Annotated in this window: 20 protein-coding genes and 1 pseudogene; 13 read left to right on the forward strand and 8 right to left on the reverse strand. The window is 40.6% G+C overall.

What is annotated here, in order from left to right; translation table 11 throughout:
• The first annotated feature begins 228 nt into the window (after positions 1 to 228).
• Together MFF31_RS07985 and MFF31_RS07990 are read left to right on the forward strand one after the other, a co-directional pair.
• The gene (locus MFF31_RS07985; RefSeq protein WP_238187508.1) at positions 229 to 1,650 is read left to right on the forward strand and encodes a WG repeat-containing protein; all 1,422 of its coding nucleotides are present in this window, start codon (positions 229 to 231) and stop codon (positions 1,648 to 1,650) included.
• A 24-nt stretch (positions 1,651 to 1,674) separates the two neighbouring features.
• Positions 1,675 to 3,144 carry a WG repeat-containing protein gene (locus MFF31_RS07990; RefSeq protein ID WP_238187509.1) on the forward strand — a complete coding sequence of 490 codons (1,470 nt, stop codon included), beginning with the start codon at positions 1,675 to 1,677 and terminating at the stop codon, positions 3,142 to 3,144.
• A 407-nt stretch (positions 3,145 to 3,551) separates the two neighbouring features.
• Here MFF31_RS07990 and MFF31_RS07995 read toward each other — a convergent pair whose 3' ends face one another.
• On the reverse strand, positions 3,552 to 3,734 hold the full coding sequence (locus tag MFF31_RS07995) for a YjzC family protein (RefSeq protein WP_238187510.1): 183 nt from the start codon (positions 3,732 to 3,734) through the stop codon (positions 3,552 to 3,554).
• Between the two features lie 296 nt (positions 3,735 to 4,030).
• On the opposite strand from MFF31_RS07995, the gene rpsF reads away from it, so the two are divergent.
• The 4 genes from rpsF to murB all read left to right on the forward strand — a co-directional run bounded on the left by rpsF (position 4,031) and on the right by murB (position 6,354).
• Entirely contained in the window at positions 4,031 to 4,315 is a 285-nt protein-coding gene (rpsF, locus tag MFF31_RS08000; RefSeq protein WP_238187511.1) for a 30S ribosomal protein S6, read from the forward strand.
• Positions 4,316 to 4,350: 35 nt separating this feature from the next.
• Positions 4,351 to 4,875 carry a single-stranded DNA-binding protein gene (gene ssb, locus MFF31_RS08005; RefSeq protein ID WP_238187512.1) on the forward strand — a complete coding sequence of 175 codons (525 nt, stop codon included), beginning with the start codon at positions 4,351 to 4,353 and terminating at the stop codon, positions 4,873 to 4,875.
• 25 nt (positions 4,876 to 4,900) lie between these two features.
• Positions 4,901 to 5,182, forward strand: a complete 282-nt coding sequence (gene rpsR, locus MFF31_RS08010; protein WP_238187513.1) for a 30S ribosomal protein S18 — start codon at positions 4,901 to 4,903, stop codon at positions 5,180 to 5,182.
• Between the two features lie 269 nt (positions 5,183 to 5,451).
• Positions 5,452 to 6,354, forward strand: a complete 903-nt coding sequence (gene murB, locus MFF31_RS08015) for a UDP-N-acetylmuramate dehydrogenase (RefSeq protein ID WP_238187514.1) — start codon at positions 5,452 to 5,454, stop codon at positions 6,352 to 6,354.
• A gap of 147 nt (positions 6,355 to 6,501) precedes the next feature.
• Here murB and MFF31_RS08020 read toward each other — a convergent pair whose 3' ends face one another.
• On the reverse strand, positions 6,502 to 6,858 hold the full coding sequence (locus MFF31_RS08020) for a HesB/IscA family protein (protein WP_238187515.1): 357 nt from the start codon (positions 6,856 to 6,858) through the stop codon (positions 6,502 to 6,504).
• A gap of 21 nt (positions 6,859 to 6,879) precedes the next feature.
• Positions 6,880 to 7,491, reverse strand: coding sequence for a superoxide dismutase (locus tag MFF31_RS08025; protein ID WP_238187516.1), 612 nt, complete (start codon positions 7,489 to 7,491; stop codon positions 6,880 to 6,882).
• A 306-nt stretch (positions 7,492 to 7,797) separates the two neighbouring features.
• Between MFF31_RS08025 and MFF31_RS08030 the strand changes: the two genes are divergently transcribed.
• Positions 7,798 to 8,448 carry a helix-turn-helix transcriptional regulator gene (locus tag MFF31_RS08030; protein ID WP_238187517.1) on the forward strand — a complete coding sequence of 217 codons (651 nt, stop codon included), beginning with the start codon at positions 7,798 to 7,800 and terminating at the stop codon, positions 8,446 to 8,448.
• A 44-nt stretch (positions 8,449 to 8,492) separates the two neighbouring features.
• On the opposite strand, the gene MFF31_RS08035 is transcribed toward MFF31_RS08030, so the two are convergent.
• The 4 genes from MFF31_RS08035 to MFF31_RS08050 form a co-directional block, all read right to left on the reverse strand.
• Positions 8,493 to 9,491, reverse strand: a complete 999-nt coding sequence (locus MFF31_RS08035) for an NAD(P)/FAD-dependent oxidoreductase (RefSeq protein ID WP_238187518.1) — start codon at positions 9,489 to 9,491, stop codon at positions 8,493 to 8,495.
• Between the two features lie 191 nt (positions 9,492 to 9,682).
• Positions 9,683 to 11,104 carry a TrkH family potassium uptake protein gene (locus MFF31_RS08040; RefSeq protein WP_309296662.1) on the reverse strand — a complete coding sequence of 474 codons (1,422 nt, stop codon included), beginning with the start codon at positions 11,102 to 11,104 and terminating at the stop codon, positions 9,683 to 9,685.
• Positions 11,061 to 11,723 (reverse strand): potassium channel family protein, encoded by a 663-nt coding sequence (locus tag MFF31_RS08045; protein WP_238187520.1) that lies wholly within the window; start codon positions 11,721 to 11,723, stop codon positions 11,061 to 11,063. Before MFF31_RS08045 ends, MFF31_RS08040 begins: the two co-directional genes overlap by 44 nt.
• 85 nt (positions 11,724 to 11,808) lie before the next feature.
• On the reverse strand, positions 11,809 to 12,084 hold the full coding sequence (locus MFF31_RS08050) for a hypothetical protein (protein WP_238187521.1): 276 nt from the start codon (positions 12,082 to 12,084) through the stop codon (positions 11,809 to 11,811).
• A 289-nt stretch (positions 12,085 to 12,373) separates the two neighbouring features.
• On the opposite strand from MFF31_RS08050, the gene MFF31_RS08055 reads away from it, so the two are divergent.
• The 6 genes and pseudogenes from MFF31_RS08055 (at position 12,374) to mnhG (ending at position 18,089) form a co-directional block, all read left to right on the forward strand.
• Positions 12,374 to 15,250, forward strand: coding sequence for a Na+/H+ antiporter subunit A (locus MFF31_RS08055; protein ID WP_238187522.1), 2,877 nt, complete (start codon positions 12,374 to 12,376; stop codon positions 15,248 to 15,250).
• A gap of 1 nt (position 15,251) precedes the next feature.
• Positions 15,252 to 15,590, forward strand: coding sequence for a Na(+)/H(+) antiporter subunit C (locus tag MFF31_RS08060; protein WP_238187523.1), 339 nt, complete (start codon positions 15,252 to 15,254; stop codon positions 15,588 to 15,590).
• Positions 15,583 to 17,097 carry a Na+/H+ antiporter subunit D gene (locus MFF31_RS08065; RefSeq protein WP_238187524.1) on the forward strand — a complete coding sequence of 505 codons (1,515 nt, stop codon included), beginning with the start codon at positions 15,583 to 15,585 and terminating at the stop codon, positions 17,095 to 17,097. Before MFF31_RS08060 ends, MFF31_RS08065 begins: the two co-directional genes overlap by 8 nt.
• Before the next feature lie 11 nt (positions 17,098 to 17,108).
• A pseudogene (locus MFF31_RS08070) lies at positions 17,109 to 17,438 on the forward strand (Na+/H+ antiporter subunit E); the annotation flags it as partial.
• A 2-nt stretch (positions 17,439 to 17,440) separates the two neighbouring features.
• The gene (locus MFF31_RS08075; RefSeq protein WP_238187525.1) at positions 17,441 to 17,731 is read left to right on the forward strand and encodes a Na(+)/H(+) antiporter subunit F1; all 291 of its coding nucleotides are present in this window, start codon (positions 17,441 to 17,443) and stop codon (positions 17,729 to 17,731) included.
• Positions 17,712 to 18,089 carry a monovalent cation/H(+) antiporter subunit G gene (mnhG, locus tag MFF31_RS08080; RefSeq protein WP_238188525.1) on the forward strand — a complete coding sequence of 126 codons (378 nt, stop codon included), beginning with the start codon at positions 17,712 to 17,714 and terminating at the stop codon, positions 18,087 to 18,089. The genes MFF31_RS08075 and mnhG overlap by 20 nt, the downstream gene beginning before the upstream one ends.
• A 162-nt stretch (positions 18,090 to 18,251) precedes the next feature.
• Here mnhG and MFF31_RS08085 read toward each other — a convergent pair whose 3' ends face one another.
• Positions 18,252 to 18,605: a DUF4870 domain-containing protein gene (locus MFF31_RS08085; protein ID WP_238187526.1), complete on the reverse strand. Its 354-nt coding sequence runs from the start codon at positions 18,603 to 18,605 to the stop codon at positions 18,252 to 18,254.
• Positions 18,606 to 18,800: the final 195 nt, after the last annotated feature.

Raw genomic sequence — 18,800 nt, forward strand, 5'->3', positions numbered from 1 at the left:
TCACTTGAGATCGTTTTTTCTTTTTTTGCACATATTGATGCAGGTAATCAGCACTCAAAGTGGAATATATAAATGTAATTTATGTAAAAAATTATATAAATTACGAGTGCTGCATACGGCGCCTCGTTCACAGAGAGGATGTTGAATAGTTTGAAATGGGGAAGTAAGTGGAAGTGGAGATGGAGCGCTCTCCTATGCATCGCTCTATTAATTAGTATTGGACCGGATGTGCATGCAGCACCTAAAGATAGTTTTGTTATTAAACCTAAATATGCTCATGTTGAGCCATTTAATAATGGCGTAGCTCTAGTTGCGAATGATGATATGAAATGGGGGTTAATTGATAAATCAGGTCGTGAATTAATAAAACCCCAATATGAGATAACGATTCCTACTTTTGAAGAAGGAATGGTCTTGGTGTCCAAGGATGGTAAATGGGGATACATTAATCAGTCGGGTAAAGAAGCCATTAAGCTGATCTATGATCAAGGCCGATCATTTAGCGAGGGCAAGGCTGCGGTGAAAGTAGGACATAAATGGGGTTATATTGATAAGGCTGGAACAATGAAAATTAAACCTGCCTATTATGATGCAGGAAAATTTGCACATGGCAGGGCAATTGTGAATATTGCAGAATATAAGTCAGGTATTGTTAATCACGAAGGAAATCTGATTCACAAATATGATTATACAATAATAGATGATGCATCGTTTGATATTGCTTCTCGACAAATGGATAAGGATGTAGAGGAACCAAATGAAAATTTCTTGTGGTCAGTTGATCATAACAATAGATGGGGTTTTCTTGATAAAGTAGGAAATGAAATTATACCTCCAACCTATAGTTCTCCCGGTACAATGCCATCGGATTTAGAAAGTGAAAATGATGGCTTTAGTGAAGGTATTGCTGTTGTAGAACTACGGGAGCGGTATGGCCCTTTCACTTGGGCGTTTATCGATCGTAAAGGCAATATTTTAACTGAATTATCGGCCTACCAGATTAGAAGAGACAATTGGATATCAAGATTTGTTGAAGGGCGAGTAGCTTTTTGCACAGGACAACCTAATGATATGAAATGTGGGTATTTAGATAAAAAAGGTAAAGAAATTGTAGCGCCCAAGTATGATGATGTAGTTGATTTTTCTGAAGGGTTGGCAGCAGTCAAACTAAATGAAAAGTGGGGATTCGTTAATAGAAAGGGTGAGGAAATCGTAAAACCGAAATATAAAGAGGTAATCGATTTCGCTAATGGGTTAGCTGCAGTAATGGTGAATGATAAATATGGGTTTATTAATAAAAAAGGTGCAGCGGTTATAAAAGCAAAATATGATGCGGTGGATGAGTTTAAAGACGGGCGGGCATGGGTTTCTATAGACAATAAATGGGGTGTAATCGATCAGTCGGGGAAAGTAATTATTGATCTAAAGTACGGTCTCCACTTCTCGTCAATGTATCCTACTTCTCGGGTGACCAAGAGCGATCTCATTATTGCAAGTAAAAATGAAAAGTACGGATTCATTGATCAATCCGGCAAAGAGTTAACAGAGTTTATATATAAAAAACTTGAAATGCCTATAGAAGGTCTGGCTGCCGCCTCACTCGACGGTGAGAAGTGGGGATTCATCACTATACCCGTTTCAACTCAATAAATACGGACAAGGGGTTTGATGAGAGTGAAATGGAAATTGAGTATTGCAGCATGCATAGTTTTGTTGATAGGTATGGCCACGACTAGTAATGCTGCCGAGCAGAATGAGTTTGTTATTGAGCCGATTTTTAAATATGCATTTTCATTTGATGGAGATTTTGCTGAAATTACCGATAAGAGTGGGAAATGGGGGTTAATAGATAAGACAGGCAAGGTGATTGTTTCGCTCGAACAAGATAGTAGATCATTACATGTATCTGAGGATACAATTATCGTAGAAACTGATTATCTTTGGGGGATTCTTGACCGAAAAGGAAATGAAATCGTTAAGCCGATATATGAAAATAGGTTTAGTTTTAATGATGGAATCGCTGCTGTTTATAAAGATTACAAGTGGGGGTATATAGATACAAAAGGTAACATTGTTATTGAGTTGCAATATGAAAATGCTTCTCCCTTCGTGAATGGACATGCGGTTGTTGAACTCGAAGAGTACCAATCAGCCATTATTAATCTAAAGGGTGAAATTATTAAAAAGTTTGCTGGCGCACAAGCAACAAATTTGTTTACTACTGAACAAGAATTATATGAGAACTATAATATGGGAGATGCTCCAAAGACAGAGGAAGTTTACTTTTGGACAGTTAATAAGCTGAATAAATGGGGTATTGTAAATTTAAATGGTGATGTAATTATTCCACCAACGTATGAAAACCCTTCCTATAATTTGAAAGGACAGCTAGCTGATGACGATAATTGGGAGCAATATCGATTTAGCGAAGGAATTGCTGTAGTGGGTGTGGAGTGGAAGCGATCACTCATTAATTTGAACGGTGAAGTAATCGCTAATCTTAACCAGTTCGATGACGATCCAATGATTACTCTTTCTCATTTCCAAGGAGGTATGCTTGGTTATTGTGTTGTTGAGAATTTGAATAAAGGTTGTGGTTTTATTGACAAAAGCGGGAAAGTGGCCATCGAGCCGAAGTACGAGCAAGCATATAGCTTCTCAGATGGATTAGCAGCTGTCATTGTAAATAGCCAGTGGGGATTTATTAATACAAAAGGTGCATTCGTAATCAAGCCGCAATACGAGGCAGTCTCTCGCTTTTCCGATGGGATAGCATGGGCGCAGAAGGATGGGTTGTGGGGATTAATTGATACAAAGGGTCAAGCTGTGACAGATTTTATTTATGACAGTCAGCAATACTATGGGGAGGTTTATCAATTTCACATTTCTGAGGGGACGATTCGAGCAAGCAAAAACGGGCAGTTTGGTCTATTGGATACGGAAGGAAATGAAATAACGGAATTTAAATATGCAGGGATTGGATATGCATCAAATGGGATGATCCCTGCTTCGCTTGATGGCGAGAAGTGGGGATATATTGTTGTGCCTGATGCAGGAGCTAAGGAAGAGCGAAAAAACACTCGAGATATTGATCTTATTGATATTGTTATGAAAATCATTTTGAACCGTGTTCCTGCTAGCTAGATGAGTGTAAATAGATAAATTTGATTAAGGTGAGAATGAAGAAAGGAGGACTCTCGCGAGTCCTCCTTCTTGACGGTGATGTTGATGGATTAAAGTATCATTCGCACTACAAGCATTGTGAAAAGGTGGAGATGAACATTCCTCATACGGAAATTATCGGCCATAAGCGTCATGAAAACCTAATGAGCACAAATATTTAAGATACGTTTGCACGTTCTCTAGAATATATGCTCGAATGTGTGTTGCAGACAAGTGTCTTTAGCACAACCCCTCGATTCTATACTGAGTGTTAGAAATGAAGTACTTAAGATCCTTGCACCAAATGGTCCAATGGAACCACACCTCTCTTCCACCGTCAAATTTAGAATAGCCTTAATGATGTCTTCTTATACATGTTCGTCAAAAAATTATTTGGGCATCTTCTTCCACTTGCGCTCGTGATTTGATGTTTCGGGGAAGTGCTGCCCTTTTTCTAAATGGACCTTCTTCGGATTTTGGATTCCCATATGAAAGGAATTGACGCCATCCTCAATGTACGTGCCGTTATTCGGCGCTTTGTCGCCAGGAGAGAATAATGTGAACTCACCCATATCTCGCACCTCCGTTTAAATTGTAGATTGGACGATTGTCCAAATGGCATTCATCCAAGGTTTAGTATGGGCATCAGAACGCGGCAACATGAATAGCAGATTACGGGTGGGGTTTTTGATAAAGGTCAATATGAAAAGCCGGAAAATAACGTAGTTCAGAGTTAGTCACATAGGTTACTGGAAAGGGGTAGGCACTTGTCATGTGCTTTCATATTTGATATAGTATAGAGATGCGAGTGAAAGCTCGTTCCTTGCTCCAGTTATGGGGCCGTTAGTCCAAAAGGAGGTGAAACAATATGCGCAAATATGAAGTGATGTACATTATTAATCCAAACGTTGAGCAAGAAAACGTTCAAGCTCTCGTTGAGAAATTTAATGGTATCATCTCCAACGGTGGAGAGATTACGAAAACAAACGTGATCGGCAAACGTCGTCTTGCGTATGAGATCAACAAACTTCGTGATGGTTACTTCGTTCTAGTACATTTCAACGCAACTACTGAAGTTGTGAATGAACTTGACCGTAACATGAAGATTGCGGACGAAGTTATTCGTACGTTGATCGTCAGAGACGTAGCTTAATCCACTTAGGATTGTTCAAAGGGGAGGCCGAAAAAATGTTGAACCGTGTTATTTTGATTGGCAGATTGACGAAAGACCCAGAGCTTCGTTATACACCTGCTGGAGTTGCAGTTACGCAATTCACTCTAGCCGTGGACCGACCGTTTAGTTCGGGTCAGGGAGAGAAGGAAGCGGATTTCATACCAGTAGTCACTTGGCGTCAACTTGCTGAAACCTGTGCTAACTACTTGCGCAAAGGCCGTTTAACGGCAGTTGAAGGTCGCATTCAAGTTCGTAACTACGAGAACAACGAAGGAAAACGTGTGTATGTAACGGAAGTTATTGCAGACAATGTCCGGTTCTTGGAGTCGAATCGTGAAGGCGGAGCACCACGCGAGGATAATAGTGGCGGTGGATATAACAGCAATGCGGGCGGCTACAGTGGTGGAGGCAGTAATGCTTCTAATAACGGTGGCGGGAACAGCGGCGGCAACCGATCGAATAATTCAAGGAACGACAGTGATCCTTTCAAGGATGACGGGCGCCCAATTGATATTTCTGAAGATGACTTGCCATTTTAATTTTTGAACGAAAGGATGGATTTCAATGAGCTTCAAGCAAAGAGAAAGCGGCGATGAGCGTCCAGAACGCAAATTCAGCGGACGCAAAGGCGGACGTAACAAACGTCGTAAAGTTTGTTTCTTCACTGTTAACAAAATCTCTAACATTGATTATAAAGATACAGATTTGCTGAAAAAGTTTATTAGCGAGCGCGGTAAAATCTTGCCACGTCGTGTAACTGGAACAAGCGCTAAGTACCAACGCGCTTTGACAATTGCAATTAAACGTTCACGTCAAATCGCATTGCTTCCTTACACGACTGAATAGGCCGTTAAGTGGCAGTGAAAGAAGGGTCTCCTTAGGGGGACCCTTTTTTATATGGTTACTGACAAGCATATGACGTATAGATACGAAAAAGGCGCTGCCTTTATATTGCGTTGATATAGCACTTAATAATTTGCATTTCGCTTTTAAATACATATACTTAAGTGTATAAAAAGTATACAGTACAATCGAAAACCATCAATCATGACGAATTCAATACAATTAGATATAAAGGAGATACTGATCTGAGCCATCAGCAGTAAATGATAACTATGAATTACTTTCAAGTATTTAATGAAATAAAAGAAATTTGTCCCAACATATTTATGCGATTTGATGAGCGAATGGCAAAGCATACGTTTATTCAAACAGGAGGACCTGCTGATATTTATATTATGCCTACAAATATAGAAGAAGTTCAGCAAATAGCTCGATTTGCTTTCACGAGAAACATTCCGTTGACGATAATCGGTTATGGATCGAATATAATTATTCGAGACAGAGGAATCCGAGGAATAGTAATGAACTTCAACAGACTAAACAAAATAAATGTAACAAACAATAAGATTATAGCTGATAGTGGATCAAGTATTATAGATGTCTCTAGGGCTGCTCTTGAAAATCACTTATCAGGTCTAGAATTTGCATGTGGTATTCCGGGAAGTGTCGGAGGAGCTGTGTTAATGAATGCAGGAGCTTATGGTGGTGAAATTTCATTTGTTCTCAAATCAGTCAAAGCTCTATCGATGTCTGGAGACATTCATATACTCAATAAGTCCGATTTACAACTTGGTTATCGCTCAAGCATTTTTCAAAAAGAGAAATATATTATTGTTGAAGTAACTTTTGAACTAGAGAATGGGGATCAAGATCATATACAAGAGCTAATGAGAAACAATACAATAGCTAGAGAATCAAAACAACCACTGGAGTATCCTTCTTGCGGAAGCGTATTTAAACGACCTCCTAATCAATTTGCGGGGAAGCTGATATCAGAAAGTGGATTGCAAGGGTATCGCGTTGGGGGAGCCGAAGTATCAGTTAAGCACGCAGGATTTATTGTAAATGTAAATCATGCTTCTTCAGCAGATTATCTAATCTTAATCAGACATATTCAAAAAACAGTAAAGAGAAAATTTAAAATTGATCTTGAAACTGAAGTTGTTATTATTTAAAAAGAGAGTGAGAACAGAAATGTGAGCATAGTAATTGTGTTGAAATAAATGATACAAACCGAATTGAAACAAATTTTATAAGTAGCAAAAAAGACCGCTTATTCAACTTTCGATGAATAGCGATCTTTTTATGTTGACGGTTTTTTGTTAATCACATTTTTTACGTGTACCTTTAAAAGTAGCAGTTCTAAAGCTAGCTCCGCATCCACAAGTAGCTTTGGCATTTGGATTATCGATAGTAAAGCCACCAGTCATTCCTTGATTCATATAATCAATTTTTACACCTTCTAAATACTCTTCAGTACGATTGTCCCAAACAACTTTAAAGTTCTCATTTTGAATGAATTGATCAAACTCCGATAATGAATCATCTAATTTGATATTGTAAGATAATCCACTGCAACCACCATCGTCTATTCCAACTCTTAGAAATAAGTTTGTATCGTCATTTTCGATGATCATTTGATCGATGATAGACTTTGCTTTGTCGCTTATTTCAATCATGTTGTAATCACCTCTACTTTATTACTTAATAGCAGCATTGTAGCGGTTATTAACCTCGTTCCAGTTAACAACATTCCAGAAAGCTGCAATGTAGTCAGGGCGCTTGTTTTGATAGTTTAAGTAGTAAGCGTGCTCCCAAACGTCAAGACCTAGAAGAGGTGTTTTACCATCTATAATCGGACTATCTTGATTAGGTAAGCTATAAACCTCGATTTCGCCATTAGCTACAGCTAGGAATGCCCAACCGCTACCAAAACGAGTAGTTGCTGTTTTAGCAAATTCAGCTTTAAAGTTATCGAAGCTGCCGAATTTGTTATCGATTGCTGCTGCAAGTGGACCAGTTGGGGAGCCTCCAGCGTCAGGTCCGATTGTTTCCCAAAATAAGCTATGGTTTGCATGGCCGCCACCATTGTTGCGAACAGTAGTACGAATTGCTTCAGGAACGCTATCAAGGTTAGCTAGTAGTTCTTCAACTGATTTGGATTGAAGTTCGGGCGCAGATTCCAATGCAGCGTTAAGGTTTGTTACGTAAGTATTGTGATGACGATCATGATGAATTTCCATAGTCAATGCATCAATGTGTGGTTCAAGAGCGTTGTTGGCATAAGGTAATGCAGGTAATTGATGTGACATAATAATTCCTCCAATAGATAAGTAGTTTGTTGTTATATTCAATATACTCCACTCCAGCTACTTAATCAACATAAATATATAAAAAGTATAATAATCATTGACAATCGTTTGATGGTCTCTTCATAATGAAAGATAGCAAAAGGCAAGTTCAATGGAGTAAATAAAGATCAAGAATCGCTACAACACAAAGCGCGTAATCCCGTTGTTTGATCGCTTGATAAGACAATATACTATGAAGATGTTATGATTACAGTATTCGATTACGGTTTAACGGATAGAAATGATTGTTCAGGATGGTGATTATAGATGGCAGTAATAGAACAAGAGCAGCTTTCGACGAGAGAGTATATTATGCAGCTTCTTAAAACAAAGGGAGCTTTAAGTACCAAGGATCTTACAGATGAACTTGGCATAACAGTTATGGCTGTTAGACGGCATATTCAATCCCTAGAAAAAGATAATCTTATTACTTCTAAAACGATAAGACAGTCTATGGGCAGACCGACAGCAGTGTACACGCTGACCGAGCAAGCAGAAGGTTTCTTTCCACGTAAGTATCACACGTTAACTTTAGAGTTGTTAGGTGAGCTTGAGGATCATTTTGGCGAAGATGCGGTTGAAAAGCTCTTTGAAGGCCGTAAAAATAAGATGTTTAAAAAATACGATGCAAGTATGCAAGGAAAAGACATCTCTGATCGAGTAGCCTTGCTTGCTGACATTCAGAATGAGAACGGGTATATGGTTGAGTGGGAACAGGTCAATGAAGAAGAGTATTTGATCAAAGAGCATAACTGTCCGATCGAGCAGGTTGCAGTAAAATATCAGCATGCTTGTCAATGCGAACTACAATTGTTTAAGTCTTTGCTAGGGGATGCAGAAGTTTCGAGAACGGATTGTCTGGCCAAAGGCGGACAAAGATGCACCTATTCCATCAAAAAAAGAAAAGAACAAAAATAGCGGGACATCGGCGATGTCTCGCTATTTTTATTAACAAAGTTAGTTTAAAATTTCATATTACTGCTGTGTCCTGGTGAAAGCTTCGCGGTAGGGTCTATATACACTTTGGCATTATTGATTGCTGTAGGGGCTTCCCCAAAACCGACAGCTATAAGCTTCAATTTTCCAGGGTAGGCCGTAATATCACCAGCTGCAAATATGCCAGGGATGTTAGTCTCCATTCGAGTATCAACAATAATAGATCCATTTTGAACCTCTAAACCCCATTCTGATATAGGACCAAGAGATGATATGAAACCAAAATTTACGATAAGTGCATCACATGGAATATCCCTTGTTTCATCGGATTTATTAAAAGCAATCGTGATTTTTTCAATTTGTTCTTCACCATGAAGTTCAGTAATTTCAGCTGGTGTCACGATATTAACTTTAGATTTCATTAGATTCTCTACACTATGCTCATGAGCGCGGAACTTGTCACGTCTATGAATGAGAGTGACCTCTTCGGCAATAGGTTCAAGCATAAGTGCCCAATCCACCGCAGAATCGCCACCACCGTTAATGACAACTCGTTTTCCTGCATAATGGTTTAGATCTTTAACAAAGTAATGGAGATTTGCTTTTTCAAACCGACTAGCCTCTGCAAGATCTAGCCGACGAGGTTCAAAAGCTCCAATACCTCCAGTAATAATGACGGATTTACTATAATGAGTAGCTTTATCGGTGATGACTCCGAAGAGGCGCTCATCCTTTTTGATAACTTGCTGAACCTTTTCCTCTAAGCAAACTTGTGTCGGGAATAGACTCATCTGTTCCGATAAATTATGAATAAGCTGAGCTGCTGTCACTTTAGGAAATCCGGCAACATCGTAAATATATTTTTCTGGATAAAGAGCGATGGGTTGACCGCCAAGTTGTGGCATGCTATCAATAATTTTGGCGCTTGCTTGACGCATACCCGCATAAAAGGCTGCGAACATCCCGGCAGGACCACCGCCAATAATGGTTATATCTGTGATTTGATCTAGTTGCTCGTTTGTCATAGACAGTTGTCTCCCTTGATAATATATATATTATACTTTAATGTATAATAACATTATCTTAGAATGAATAAAGTGTCAATGCACTCGCGATGCCATCGTAACAAGAACTTCTAAGGAATTTACAAGGAGAAAAAAAGAGGTACATACAAGGTTGATCTTGTACGTACCTCTTTACTGTTATTTACAAAGCATTACCCGACCAAAATATGATCCTCTGGGTAGCCAATTTTGTTCGTTTTCTTATTTTGCGATAGTGCAAATGCAAGAGTAAGCGGTCCAAGTCGTCCAATAAACATCGTTATGCAAACGATAATCTTACCTGCTGGCGTTAGATCAGCTGTAAGCCCCGTCGACAAACCTGTTGTACTAAATGCAGAAGTGGCTTCAAACAACACGGCTAAGAAATTATCTTTTGCCACATTTTCAGTTAATGTAAGCAGGAAGGTCACGATTAATACAAAAGCTAATGAGCTCATGACTACCGCAAGTGCGCGCATAACGCTTTCCAGCGATATTTTACGTTGAAAGGCGTGGATCTGTCCGCCGCCACGGAAAGTGGTGATCGTTGCTAATATCAATATAACTAGCGTGTTGGTTTTAATACCGCCTCCGGTTCCGCCTGAAGCAGCACCGATAAACATCAATATAATAAGAACAAATTGGGAGACGGCTAACATGCTTCCGATATCAATGGTGTTATAGCCAGCACTTCGCGGCGCAAAGCTTTGAAAGATGGATGCCATTATACGTTCCCATAAGCTCAGGTGGCCATAAGTTGCGCTATTCCAGCTTTCGAGCAGAAATAACAACACAAATCCGATTAGACCTAAAATAGCAGATGCGAGCAATACAACCTTGGAGTGAAGAGACAGCTTCCTCCATGATCGCTTCCGAAGTATATCGACAATAACGATGTAACCTAGCCCACCGACAACAAATAATATAATAATTGTAAAGTTGACTACGGGGTCCCCGACGAACTGGCTTAGTCCATCTGGCCATAACGCAAATCCAGCATTATTAAATGAGGATATGGAGTGGAATAAGGCGTAATAGAGCGCCGTTCCAAATCCCATCTCACCTTGCCAATGTATGGTCAAGATAATGGTTGCAATCGATTCAAGTACGAATACGATAAGAACCATATAAAGCGATAGCCGGACTAATCCCTGTGCTGATGTGGATTGAGTTGTTTGTTGAATAATAAGCCGTTGCCTAAGTCCAATCTTCTTGCCGAGCAGAATGGCAACCATAACACCTAACGTCATGAAACCAAGTCCACCAATTTGGATAAGTATCATAATAATAACTTGTCCCGTTGTGGAATAGACTGATCCCGTATCAACAACGACAAGTCCGTTTACGCAAACAGCAGACACCGAGGTAAATAAGGCATTGAGTAAACCAACAGAATTTCCACTGCTTGAGGAAAATGGCATGTTGAGAAGAATGGCACCAACCCAAATGAGAAGAAAGAAAACGACTGTAATAAGCTGAGGGGGGCTTATTTTGTTTTTTAACTTTGTGACGATATTTTCTATGATGGGTTGCTTCTTGCGTTTCGGCTGACTAAGGGCGTTCATAATCGTTCTCCAGATCACGAATTTCATCATTGCTTCCTATAATAAGCAAGATATCTCCGGTATGGATAACATCATCAGCGTTAGGTGAAATGTTGATTTCTTTACCTGTTTTAATAGCCATTATTGTACAGCCATATCTTGCTCTTATATTTAAACTTTTCAAAGAAAGTCCGTTCATTGCTGGTGGAGCTAGTATTTCTGCTAAATTGTAGTCAGGGGACAATTCAATATAATCTATAAGATTATCAGAGCTTAGCTGATTGCCTAATCGTATCCCCATGTCACGCTCAGGGTAAATGACCGTGTCTGCTCCGATCTTCTGTAGCACTTTTCCGTGCATTTCATTACGTGCTTTAGCTGTAACTTTAGGAACCTTTAATTCTTTTAATAGAAGAGTTGTAAGAATGCTAGCTTGTAAATCCTCACCAATAGCAACAATAGCATGTGTGAAGTTGCCTGCCCCAAGCTCTCGGAGAACCTGCTCATCGGTACAGTCTGCCTGAAGGGTATGAGTTGCGATAGAGGCTAATTCCTGTACGAGCTGCTCACTCTTATCTACTGCGAGCACCTCATGTCCATTTTCAATTAGTGTTCGTGTTAAGCTTGAGCCGAATCGGCCTAGACCAATTACAATAAACTGTTTTTTCATAGGATCACATCCTGACATGAATAGAAATGTATATTCTTTATACTGACAAATTCATTTGATGTGTTACATGATAGGAGACCACAGCCTATTTGTCAAAGGAATCCTGCTTTTGTTCAGCAGTCTTATAAATTATTTTCACATATTCTCGAGGCAGATAGGGTGTATAGCGTGAATTGAACTTATTTGTTCCATCAAAATGATCATTAAGGTTATCATTATAGATACGAAATGTATCATTATTGGCAGGCGGTCTCATAAAATAATAAAGTCTATCCTGCTTCACTTCATTATGAAGTAGAAACGCTGAACTCATGATGATGAGGAAGACGAATGTGCAGACAGCAATCTTTTTTCGCAACATGGATTAACACTCCTTTGTTAAGAAGGTATCCCCTTTCGTGATCAGTTTCATTCTAAATCAGTACCAAATGTTTTTGACAATTTTAATGTTGAACGATATAATTGACTAGATTTTGAGCGAATTAAATATTGATTTTTAATGGAGGAGCCTGCCAACAGCGGGCTCTTTTTGCGTTTTTTTGGGCATTCAATTAAGGAATTAGGAATGTCTTTTCTAGCAAACGCTTGTATTTCGCTTGTTTGGGAAATACTGTTGTTGAAATACGGAGTATGTTATAGGAGGTAGCACAGTGTCTTTGCTTCATCTCGTCATTATTTTGCCTTTTTTATTCGCTATTTGTATACCATTGCTTCATAAGCTAATGCCTCGCATTCATACGGGGTGGTTTCTTCTACCCGCACCGGTAGTCGTGTTTGTGTATATGCTTAGCTTAATTCCGTCCATTCAGGAAACAGGGGGATTGTATGCCTCTATTCCGTGGATACCATCACTTGGAATCCACATTCAGGTTTATGCAGATGGACTAGGGTTGCTCTTTTCCTTATTAATTTCTGGAATTGGTTCGCTTGTTATTTTGTATTCCATCTTTTATCTGGATAAGGCGAAGGAACAACTGCAACATTTCTATGTATATCTCATGTTATTTATGGGTGCTATGCTTGGCCTTGTACTATCCGATAATGTGATAGTGTTATACGGTTTCTGGGAGCTGACAAGTATTTCGTCATTCTTGCTCATTGCATTCTGGAATGGCAGGGAGAAATCGAGATATGGGGCGCTCAAATCGTTAGTTATTACGGTAAGCGGCGGACTAGCTATGTTTGCGGGTTTCGCAATGCTTTATGTTATTTCAGGCACATTCAGCATTAGAGAAATGATCAGCGAAGGTGCTGCAATCGCACAGCATGGGCTATTTATTCCTGCTATGCTGCTTGTTCTGTTAGGTGCTTTTACGAAATCTGCTCAATTCCCATTCCATATTTGGTTGCCGGATGCGATGGAAGCACCGACGCCGGTAAGTGCTTATCTGCACTCAGCTACGATGGTAAAGGCAGGAATCTATTTGGTTGCTCGTATGAGTCCAATATTCGCTGGAGAAGCGTTATGGTTATGGCTCGTATCGGGAGTAGGATTGTTGACGCTCATCTACGGCTCATTCCGTGCGATGAAGCAGCTCGATCTGAAGTCAATGCTCGCATTTTCTACGATAAGCCAGCTGGGTCTTATTATGAGCTTGTTCGGATTAGGTTCAGCGGCTTCTCTATATGTAGGGACGGATCAAGCTGAATTTTATAGTAAAGCGACAATGGCTGCTATTTTCCATCTAATCAACCACGCTATATTCAAAGGCGCGTTGTTTATGGTCGTTGGTATTGTCGATCACGAGACAGGAACGCGTGATATTAGGAAGCTCGGCGGCTTAATGGCTGTTATGCCTATTACATTTACGATTGCGATTATAGGCACGTTCTCGATGGCTGGTATTCCGCCATTTAACGGCTTCCTGAGTAAGGAAATGTTCTTCACAGCGGTATTGAACATTACGGAGATGAACCTACTGAGTATGGATACTTGGGGGTCATTGTTCCCAATTATCGCCTGGATTGCAAGTGTATTTACTTTCGTATACAGCATGCTGCTCGTATTCCGTACGTTCGGTGGAAAACCTCAATTCGAGAAGCTAGGCAAAAAACCGCATGAAGCACCAATTGGTATGTTGCTTTCACCAGTTGTACTAGCTTCATTAGCAATCGTATTCGGTCTATTCCCGAATATTTTGTCTTACTCGTTAATTGAGCCTGCGATGGCAGCTGTTCATCCAAATCTGCTTTCACCAGGTCAGCAGTTCCTAGTATCGATTGATCTCTGGCATGGCTGGACGACGGAATTGATTATGACTATTGGTGTAGCTGCACTTGGTACGGTACTGTTCCTGTTTCACCGTAAAGTCACGCTCCTCAATGCACCATTGTTTAACAATGTATCGCTCAATAAGAGTTATGATGGTGGTATCAAGTTGCTAGATCGCAGCTCGAACTCGCTGACAAGACTATATATGACGGGATCAATTCGTCATTATTTGATCTACATCTTTGTTTTCCTAGTTGTTGCGATTAGCGTTACGATGTTCGCACAAGATGGATTCCAACTTGATACATCCGAATTTGCAAAAACCTCATTTTATGAGGCTGTAATTATTATCGCATTAGTTCTATCAGCAATTGCTGTGCCGTTCGCAAATTCACGTCTGATGGCGATTATATTAACTGGGGTATCGGGTTATATGGTCACGCTGTTTTTCGTTATTTTCCGCGCGCCTGATCTTGCTTTGACACAAATGATTGTAGAGACGGTATCAGTCGCACTATTTTTGCTCTGTTTCTACCATCTGCCGAAGTTAAAAAAAGAAATAGTAGCTCTACGCTTTAAGCTGGGTAATTTGATCATTGCACTAAGCGTTGGTACGGTCATGACGTTGATTGCGCTCAGTGCAAGCAGTAACCGAAAATTCGAATCGATCTCTCATTATTTCCTGGAAAATAGTTATAAGCTAGCGGGTGGCAAAAACGTCGTTAACGTCATTCTTGTTGACTTCCGTGGCTTCGATACGATGCTGGAGATTGTCGTGCTTGGCGTTGCATCATTCGGTATTTATGCCATGATCAGAGTGAAACTGAAGGGCGACGAAGAGAACGGTGCTCTGGGTGTTCGAGAGTCGGAGCTGATTGATTCGATTTACGGCTTAAAGAGCAACGATGTTATTTTGAGAACAGTAGCGAAGATCGCTATCGTTATTATATTGTGTTTCTCTTTGTATCTGTTCTATATGGGACACCATAATCCAGGGGGCGGTTTTGTTGGAGCATTGATGGCTTCGTCAGCGCTTCTGCTTATGGCAATGGCGTTCGGCATGAAGTCGGTACAACGTATCATACCAATTAACTTTAGAGCGTTAACGGCAGTCGGCATATTGATTGCTTTGTTGACAGGTATGGGCTCATTCGTATTCGATGCACCATTCTTAAGCCATGCGTTCGATTATTTCCAAATACCATTGATAGGCGAGCTAGAGCTTGCAACAGCAACGTTATTTGATCTTGGAGTTTACTTGACGGTCATCGGTGTAACGATGACAATAATCTTTACGATCGGGAGGGATCAATAGGATGGAACTCTATATGTCCTTAGCGATCGGCGTATTGTTTACGGTGGGTGTTTACCTCATCTTATCCAAGAGCTTGCTCCGCATTATTTTGGGAACATCATTTTTAACGCATGGCGTACATTTACTGCTGCTTACGATGTCTCAGCTTAAGACAGGGGCAGCTCCGCTACTTGGGGAGAAGGCGGATTCTTACGTTGATCCATTGCCCCAGGCACTCATATTGACCTCCATTGTTATCAGCTTTGGGGTAACATCCTTTTTCTTCGTTCTGGCCTATAAGGCTTATCAAAAGCTCGGCACAGACGACATGGAAGAGTTAAGGGGGAAAGAAGATGAATAATTTACTTGTTATGCCGCTTCTAATCCCTTTGTGTACCGCTGTTCTGCTTATTTTTCTAAAAGAGCGCATTATCATTCAGAGATGGATTAGCGCAATTAGCAGCTTGCTGAATATTGCAGTCAGTGGACTCATTTTATATCAAGTGAAAACCGAGGGTATCCAAACGCTGTATATGAGCGGATGGGTACCACCGTACGGCATCGTGTTTGTTGCTGATATGCTCGCAGCGCTGCTCGTTCTATCGACAGCCATAGTTGGTTCGTTCTGTCTCTTCTATTCCTTCAGAAGTATAGACAAAGAAAGGGAACGTCATTATTACTATCCGTTATTTCAATTTTTACTTGTTGGAGTAAGCGGTTCGTTCTTGACCGGCGATATTTTCAACCTATTTGTTTGTTTTGAAGTGATGCTTATTTCCTCATATGCACTCATCGTATTAGGGGGAACGAGGCTGCAGCTTCGTGAGTCGCTTAAATATATTTTAATTAATATATTATCGTCGGCTTTATTCGTAGCGGCTGTTGCTTATTTGTATGGAGTGACTGGCGCACTAAATATGGCAGATCTATCTGTACGAGTTGCGGAAGCGGGACAAGGCGGTGTGCTGAATGTTATAGCGATACTGTTCATGATTGTTTTCGCATTAAAAGCCGGATTGTTTCTATTCTTCTGGTTGCCTGGCTCGTATAGTGCGCCGCCAACAGCGATTACAGCCGTTTTCGGAGCACTACTGACGAAAGTAGGCCTTTATGCGCTGCTGCGCACATTTACGCTCATCTTTTACCACGACCAAGCTGTAACACATAGCTGGCTTGGCTGGATGGCAGGAGCAACGATGGTGCTTGGTGCAATTGGCGCATTAGCCTATAAAGATATTCCGCGTATTTTAAATTACAATGTCATCATTAGTGTCGGTTTTATAGCCGTCGGACTAGTGTCTGCTAATAAAGATGGCTTTGACGGCGCGGCTTTCTATCTTATACATGACATGATCGCCAAAGCGTTGTTGTTTATATTGGGAGGTATGATCATTGCTGCGGCTGGCACGAATAAGCTGCAGGAAATGGGCGGACTTATCAGACGTCATCCATATATTGGATGGATGTTCTTTGTTACAGCACTCGCAGTTGCCGGCATTCCACCGCTTAGTGGGTTTGCAGGTAAACTGATGATTGTTAGAGGTGGTATCGAGGCAGGGCAATATGTGTTGGTAGCGATATCGCTCGCCTCAAGTTTTATCGTGCTGTATTCTCTGATTCGTATCTTTATGGCAGCCTTCTGGGGCGAAGAGCGGAGTGTGCAAAGTAGCAATGGAGATGGCGTACAGCTTGTAACAGACAAGAAGCAGAGAGCGGGAAGTTTTAGTTTGCTTCTACCAGCGGCTGGACTGCTGGCTATTGTCATCTTTGTAGGTGTTGGAGCGGAGTGGATCTACTCCTTCGTTCAAGTTGCTGGAGATACCCTTATTAATCCGTCCATCTATATCGACGCTGTGCTAAAGGAGTAGATGAGATGACCTATATCAAAAAAATATGGCCGATCTTCAAGTTGTTTGTATTGTTTAATAAAGAATTATTTATATCCAGCTATGCTGTAATTGTTCAAATCATCAAACCGAAGCTGTCAATTCGTCCTGGCATATTCGCAATGAAGACGGAGCTTACGACAAATTGGGAAATTACATTGCTTTCGTGCCTCATCTGTCTGACGCCAGGCACACTAACGCTAGATGTATCGAATGATGGAGAAACATTGTATATTCATGCCATTGATATTGAAGATGCGGAATTGCTGGCAAGTCAAATTAAGGGCACTTTTGAGCGGGCTATTATGGAGGTGACGAGGTAACAATGTCGGGACTATTAGTAGCTTCATTAATTATTTTGTCACTTTCAATTCTTGGCTGTATGTTTCGACTGCTCATCGGCCCATCGATATCTGATCGAATAGCTGCGCTTGACACAATTGGCGTGCTGCTCCTAGCGATGATCGCCATTATCGGGATGATTCTTGGCACACAGGCGTATTTCGACATCATATTATTGATTGGTATATTAACCTTTATTGGAACGACAGCATTTGCAAGATATATCGAAAGAGGTGTAGTCCTTGAAACCGGAGATGATAAGCGGGATCGTTGAGCTGACGATAGGGGTCATAGTGCTACTGGGTGCAATCATATGTGCTCTTAGCGCCTTCGGACTTATTAGGCTGCCCGACGTATATTTGCGATCCCATGCTGCGACCAAAAGTGCGACATTAGGTGTACTGTTTATTTTGCTAGGTGCGTTCCTCTATTTCTGGATCTATAAAGACCATTTCAGTATCAAGCTGCTGCTCGGTATTTTGTTTGTCTTCATTACTGCGCCAGTTGCGGGGCATCTGAATGGAAGGGCTGCTTATCGATCAGGTGTATCGTTATGGAAGGGCAGCGTGCGGGATGATTGGAAAGAAGCGCTGAAGCGTGAGAGGGAAGATCAAAGAGAAGCGGGACATTAACGTGTAAGCTACTTTTTATACAGTAAAAACAAACCGATCGAGCCCATGCTCTGATCGGTTTGTTTTTTAATAAGGTGTTTAATGGTCTCCGTATAAGACAAAGGGTTACGTTAGCCGTTTAAGCTTGTGGGAAGCGGTGTATATTTTATTGTGACTAATCGATTAAAACTTATTGGCTTGTCCTTCAGCCCATTCACCGATATAAGGAATTTTATAACGTTTGCCTTGTAATGCAAGAAGCATAAGAGCAATCCAAAGGATGAAGGTCAGTGGTGTAATGATAATAGAGATTAACCAACCGATGATGGGAATTATGCCAAGTACTAAACTGATCACGACTATCGCAACAAATACAGCAATCGATTGCATGGCGTGAAATCTGACGTAGCTGCTCTTCTTCTCAACAACTAAAAAAATGATTCCTGTAACGAATCCCAGCAAATAACAAAGAAGGCCAGCTACCTTCGGGTCTAAACCAGTTGAAGATGGATCGGGATTGATGTGTACGGGTTCCATATGGGTATAGTTCTCCTTCCTTTAATCGATATCTATCACAAATTGTATTCAATAGCAGAATGAAATATACCTCTTTTTTTGTCAGAAATTCCACTATTGGAATAAATATTTTGTCACTCTACTGTAACCAAATTAGGTTAAGCTTCGTTTAGAATGGAGGAAGATTCGAAGAGTAGTAGCGACAGATTGACCTAG

The organism is Paenibacillus sp. L3-i20 (genome assembly GCF_022180385.2).
Taxonomy (GTDB): Bacteria; Bacillota; Bacilli; order Paenibacillales; family Paenibacillaceae; genus Pristimantibacillus.

Bases quoted from the DNA above. Each gene is read 5' to 3' on its own strand.
- MFF31_RS07995 (WP_238187510.1), bottom strand. From the start codon at position 3,734: ATGGGTGAGTTCACATTATTCTCTCCTGGCGACAAAGCGCCGAATAAC.
- MFF31_RS08050 (WP_238187521.1), bottom strand. From the start codon at position 12,084: ATGTTGCGAAAAAAGATTGCTGTCTGCACATTCGTCTTCCTCATCATC.
- MFF31_RS08085 (WP_238187526.1), bottom strand. From the start codon at position 18,605: ATGGAACCCGTACACATCAATCCCGATCCATCTTCAACTGGTTTAGAC.
- mnhG (WP_238188525.1), top strand. From the start codon at position 17,712: ATGATAAGCGGGATCGTTGAGCTGACGATAGGGGTCATAGTGCTACTG.
- MFF31_RS08030 (WP_238187517.1), top strand. From the start codon at position 7,798: ATGGCAGTAATAGAACAAGAGCAGCTTTCGACGAGAGAGTATATTATG.
- MFF31_RS08065 (WP_238187524.1), top strand. From the start codon at position 15,583: ATGAATAATTTACTTGTTATGCCGCTTCTAATCCCTTTGTGTACCGCT.
- MFF31_RS08020 (WP_238187515.1), bottom strand. From the start codon at position 6,858: ATGATTGAAATAAGCGACAAAGCAAAGTCTATCATCGATCAAATGATC.
- MFF31_RS08025 (WP_238187516.1), bottom strand. From the start codon at position 7,491: ATGTCACATCAATTACCTGCATTACCTTATGCCAACAACGCTCTTGAA.
- MFF31_RS08075 (WP_238187525.1), top strand. From the start codon at position 17,441: ATGTCGGGACTATTAGTAGCTTCATTAATTATTTTGTCACTTTCAATT.
- MFF31_RS08040 (WP_309296662.1), bottom strand. From the start codon at position 11,104: ATGATGAAATTCGTGATCTGGAGAACGATTATGAACGCCCTTAGTCAG.
- murB (WP_238187514.1), top strand. From the start codon at position 5,452: ATGAATTACTTTCAAGTATTTAATGAAATAAAAGAAATTTGTCCCAAC.
- rpsF (WP_238187511.1), top strand. From the start codon at position 4,031: ATGCGCAAATATGAAGTGATGTACATTATTAATCCAAACGTTGAGCAA.
- ssb (WP_238187512.1), top strand. From the start codon at position 4,351: ATGTTGAACCGTGTTATTTTGATTGGCAGATTGACGAAAGACCCAGAG.
- MFF31_RS08060 (WP_238187523.1), top strand. From the start codon at position 15,252: ATGGAACTCTATATGTCCTTAGCGATCGGCGTATTGTTTACGGTGGGT.
- rpsR (WP_238187513.1), top strand. From the start codon at position 4,901: ATGAGCTTCAAGCAAAGAGAAAGCGGCGATGAGCGTCCAGAACGCAAA.
- MFF31_RS08045 (WP_238187520.1), bottom strand. From the start codon at position 11,723: ATGAAAAAACAGTTTATTGTAATTGGTCTAGGCCGATTCGGCTCAAGC.
- MFF31_RS08035 (WP_238187518.1), bottom strand. From the start codon at position 9,491: ATGACAAACGAGCAACTAGATCAAATCACAGATATAACCATTATTGGC.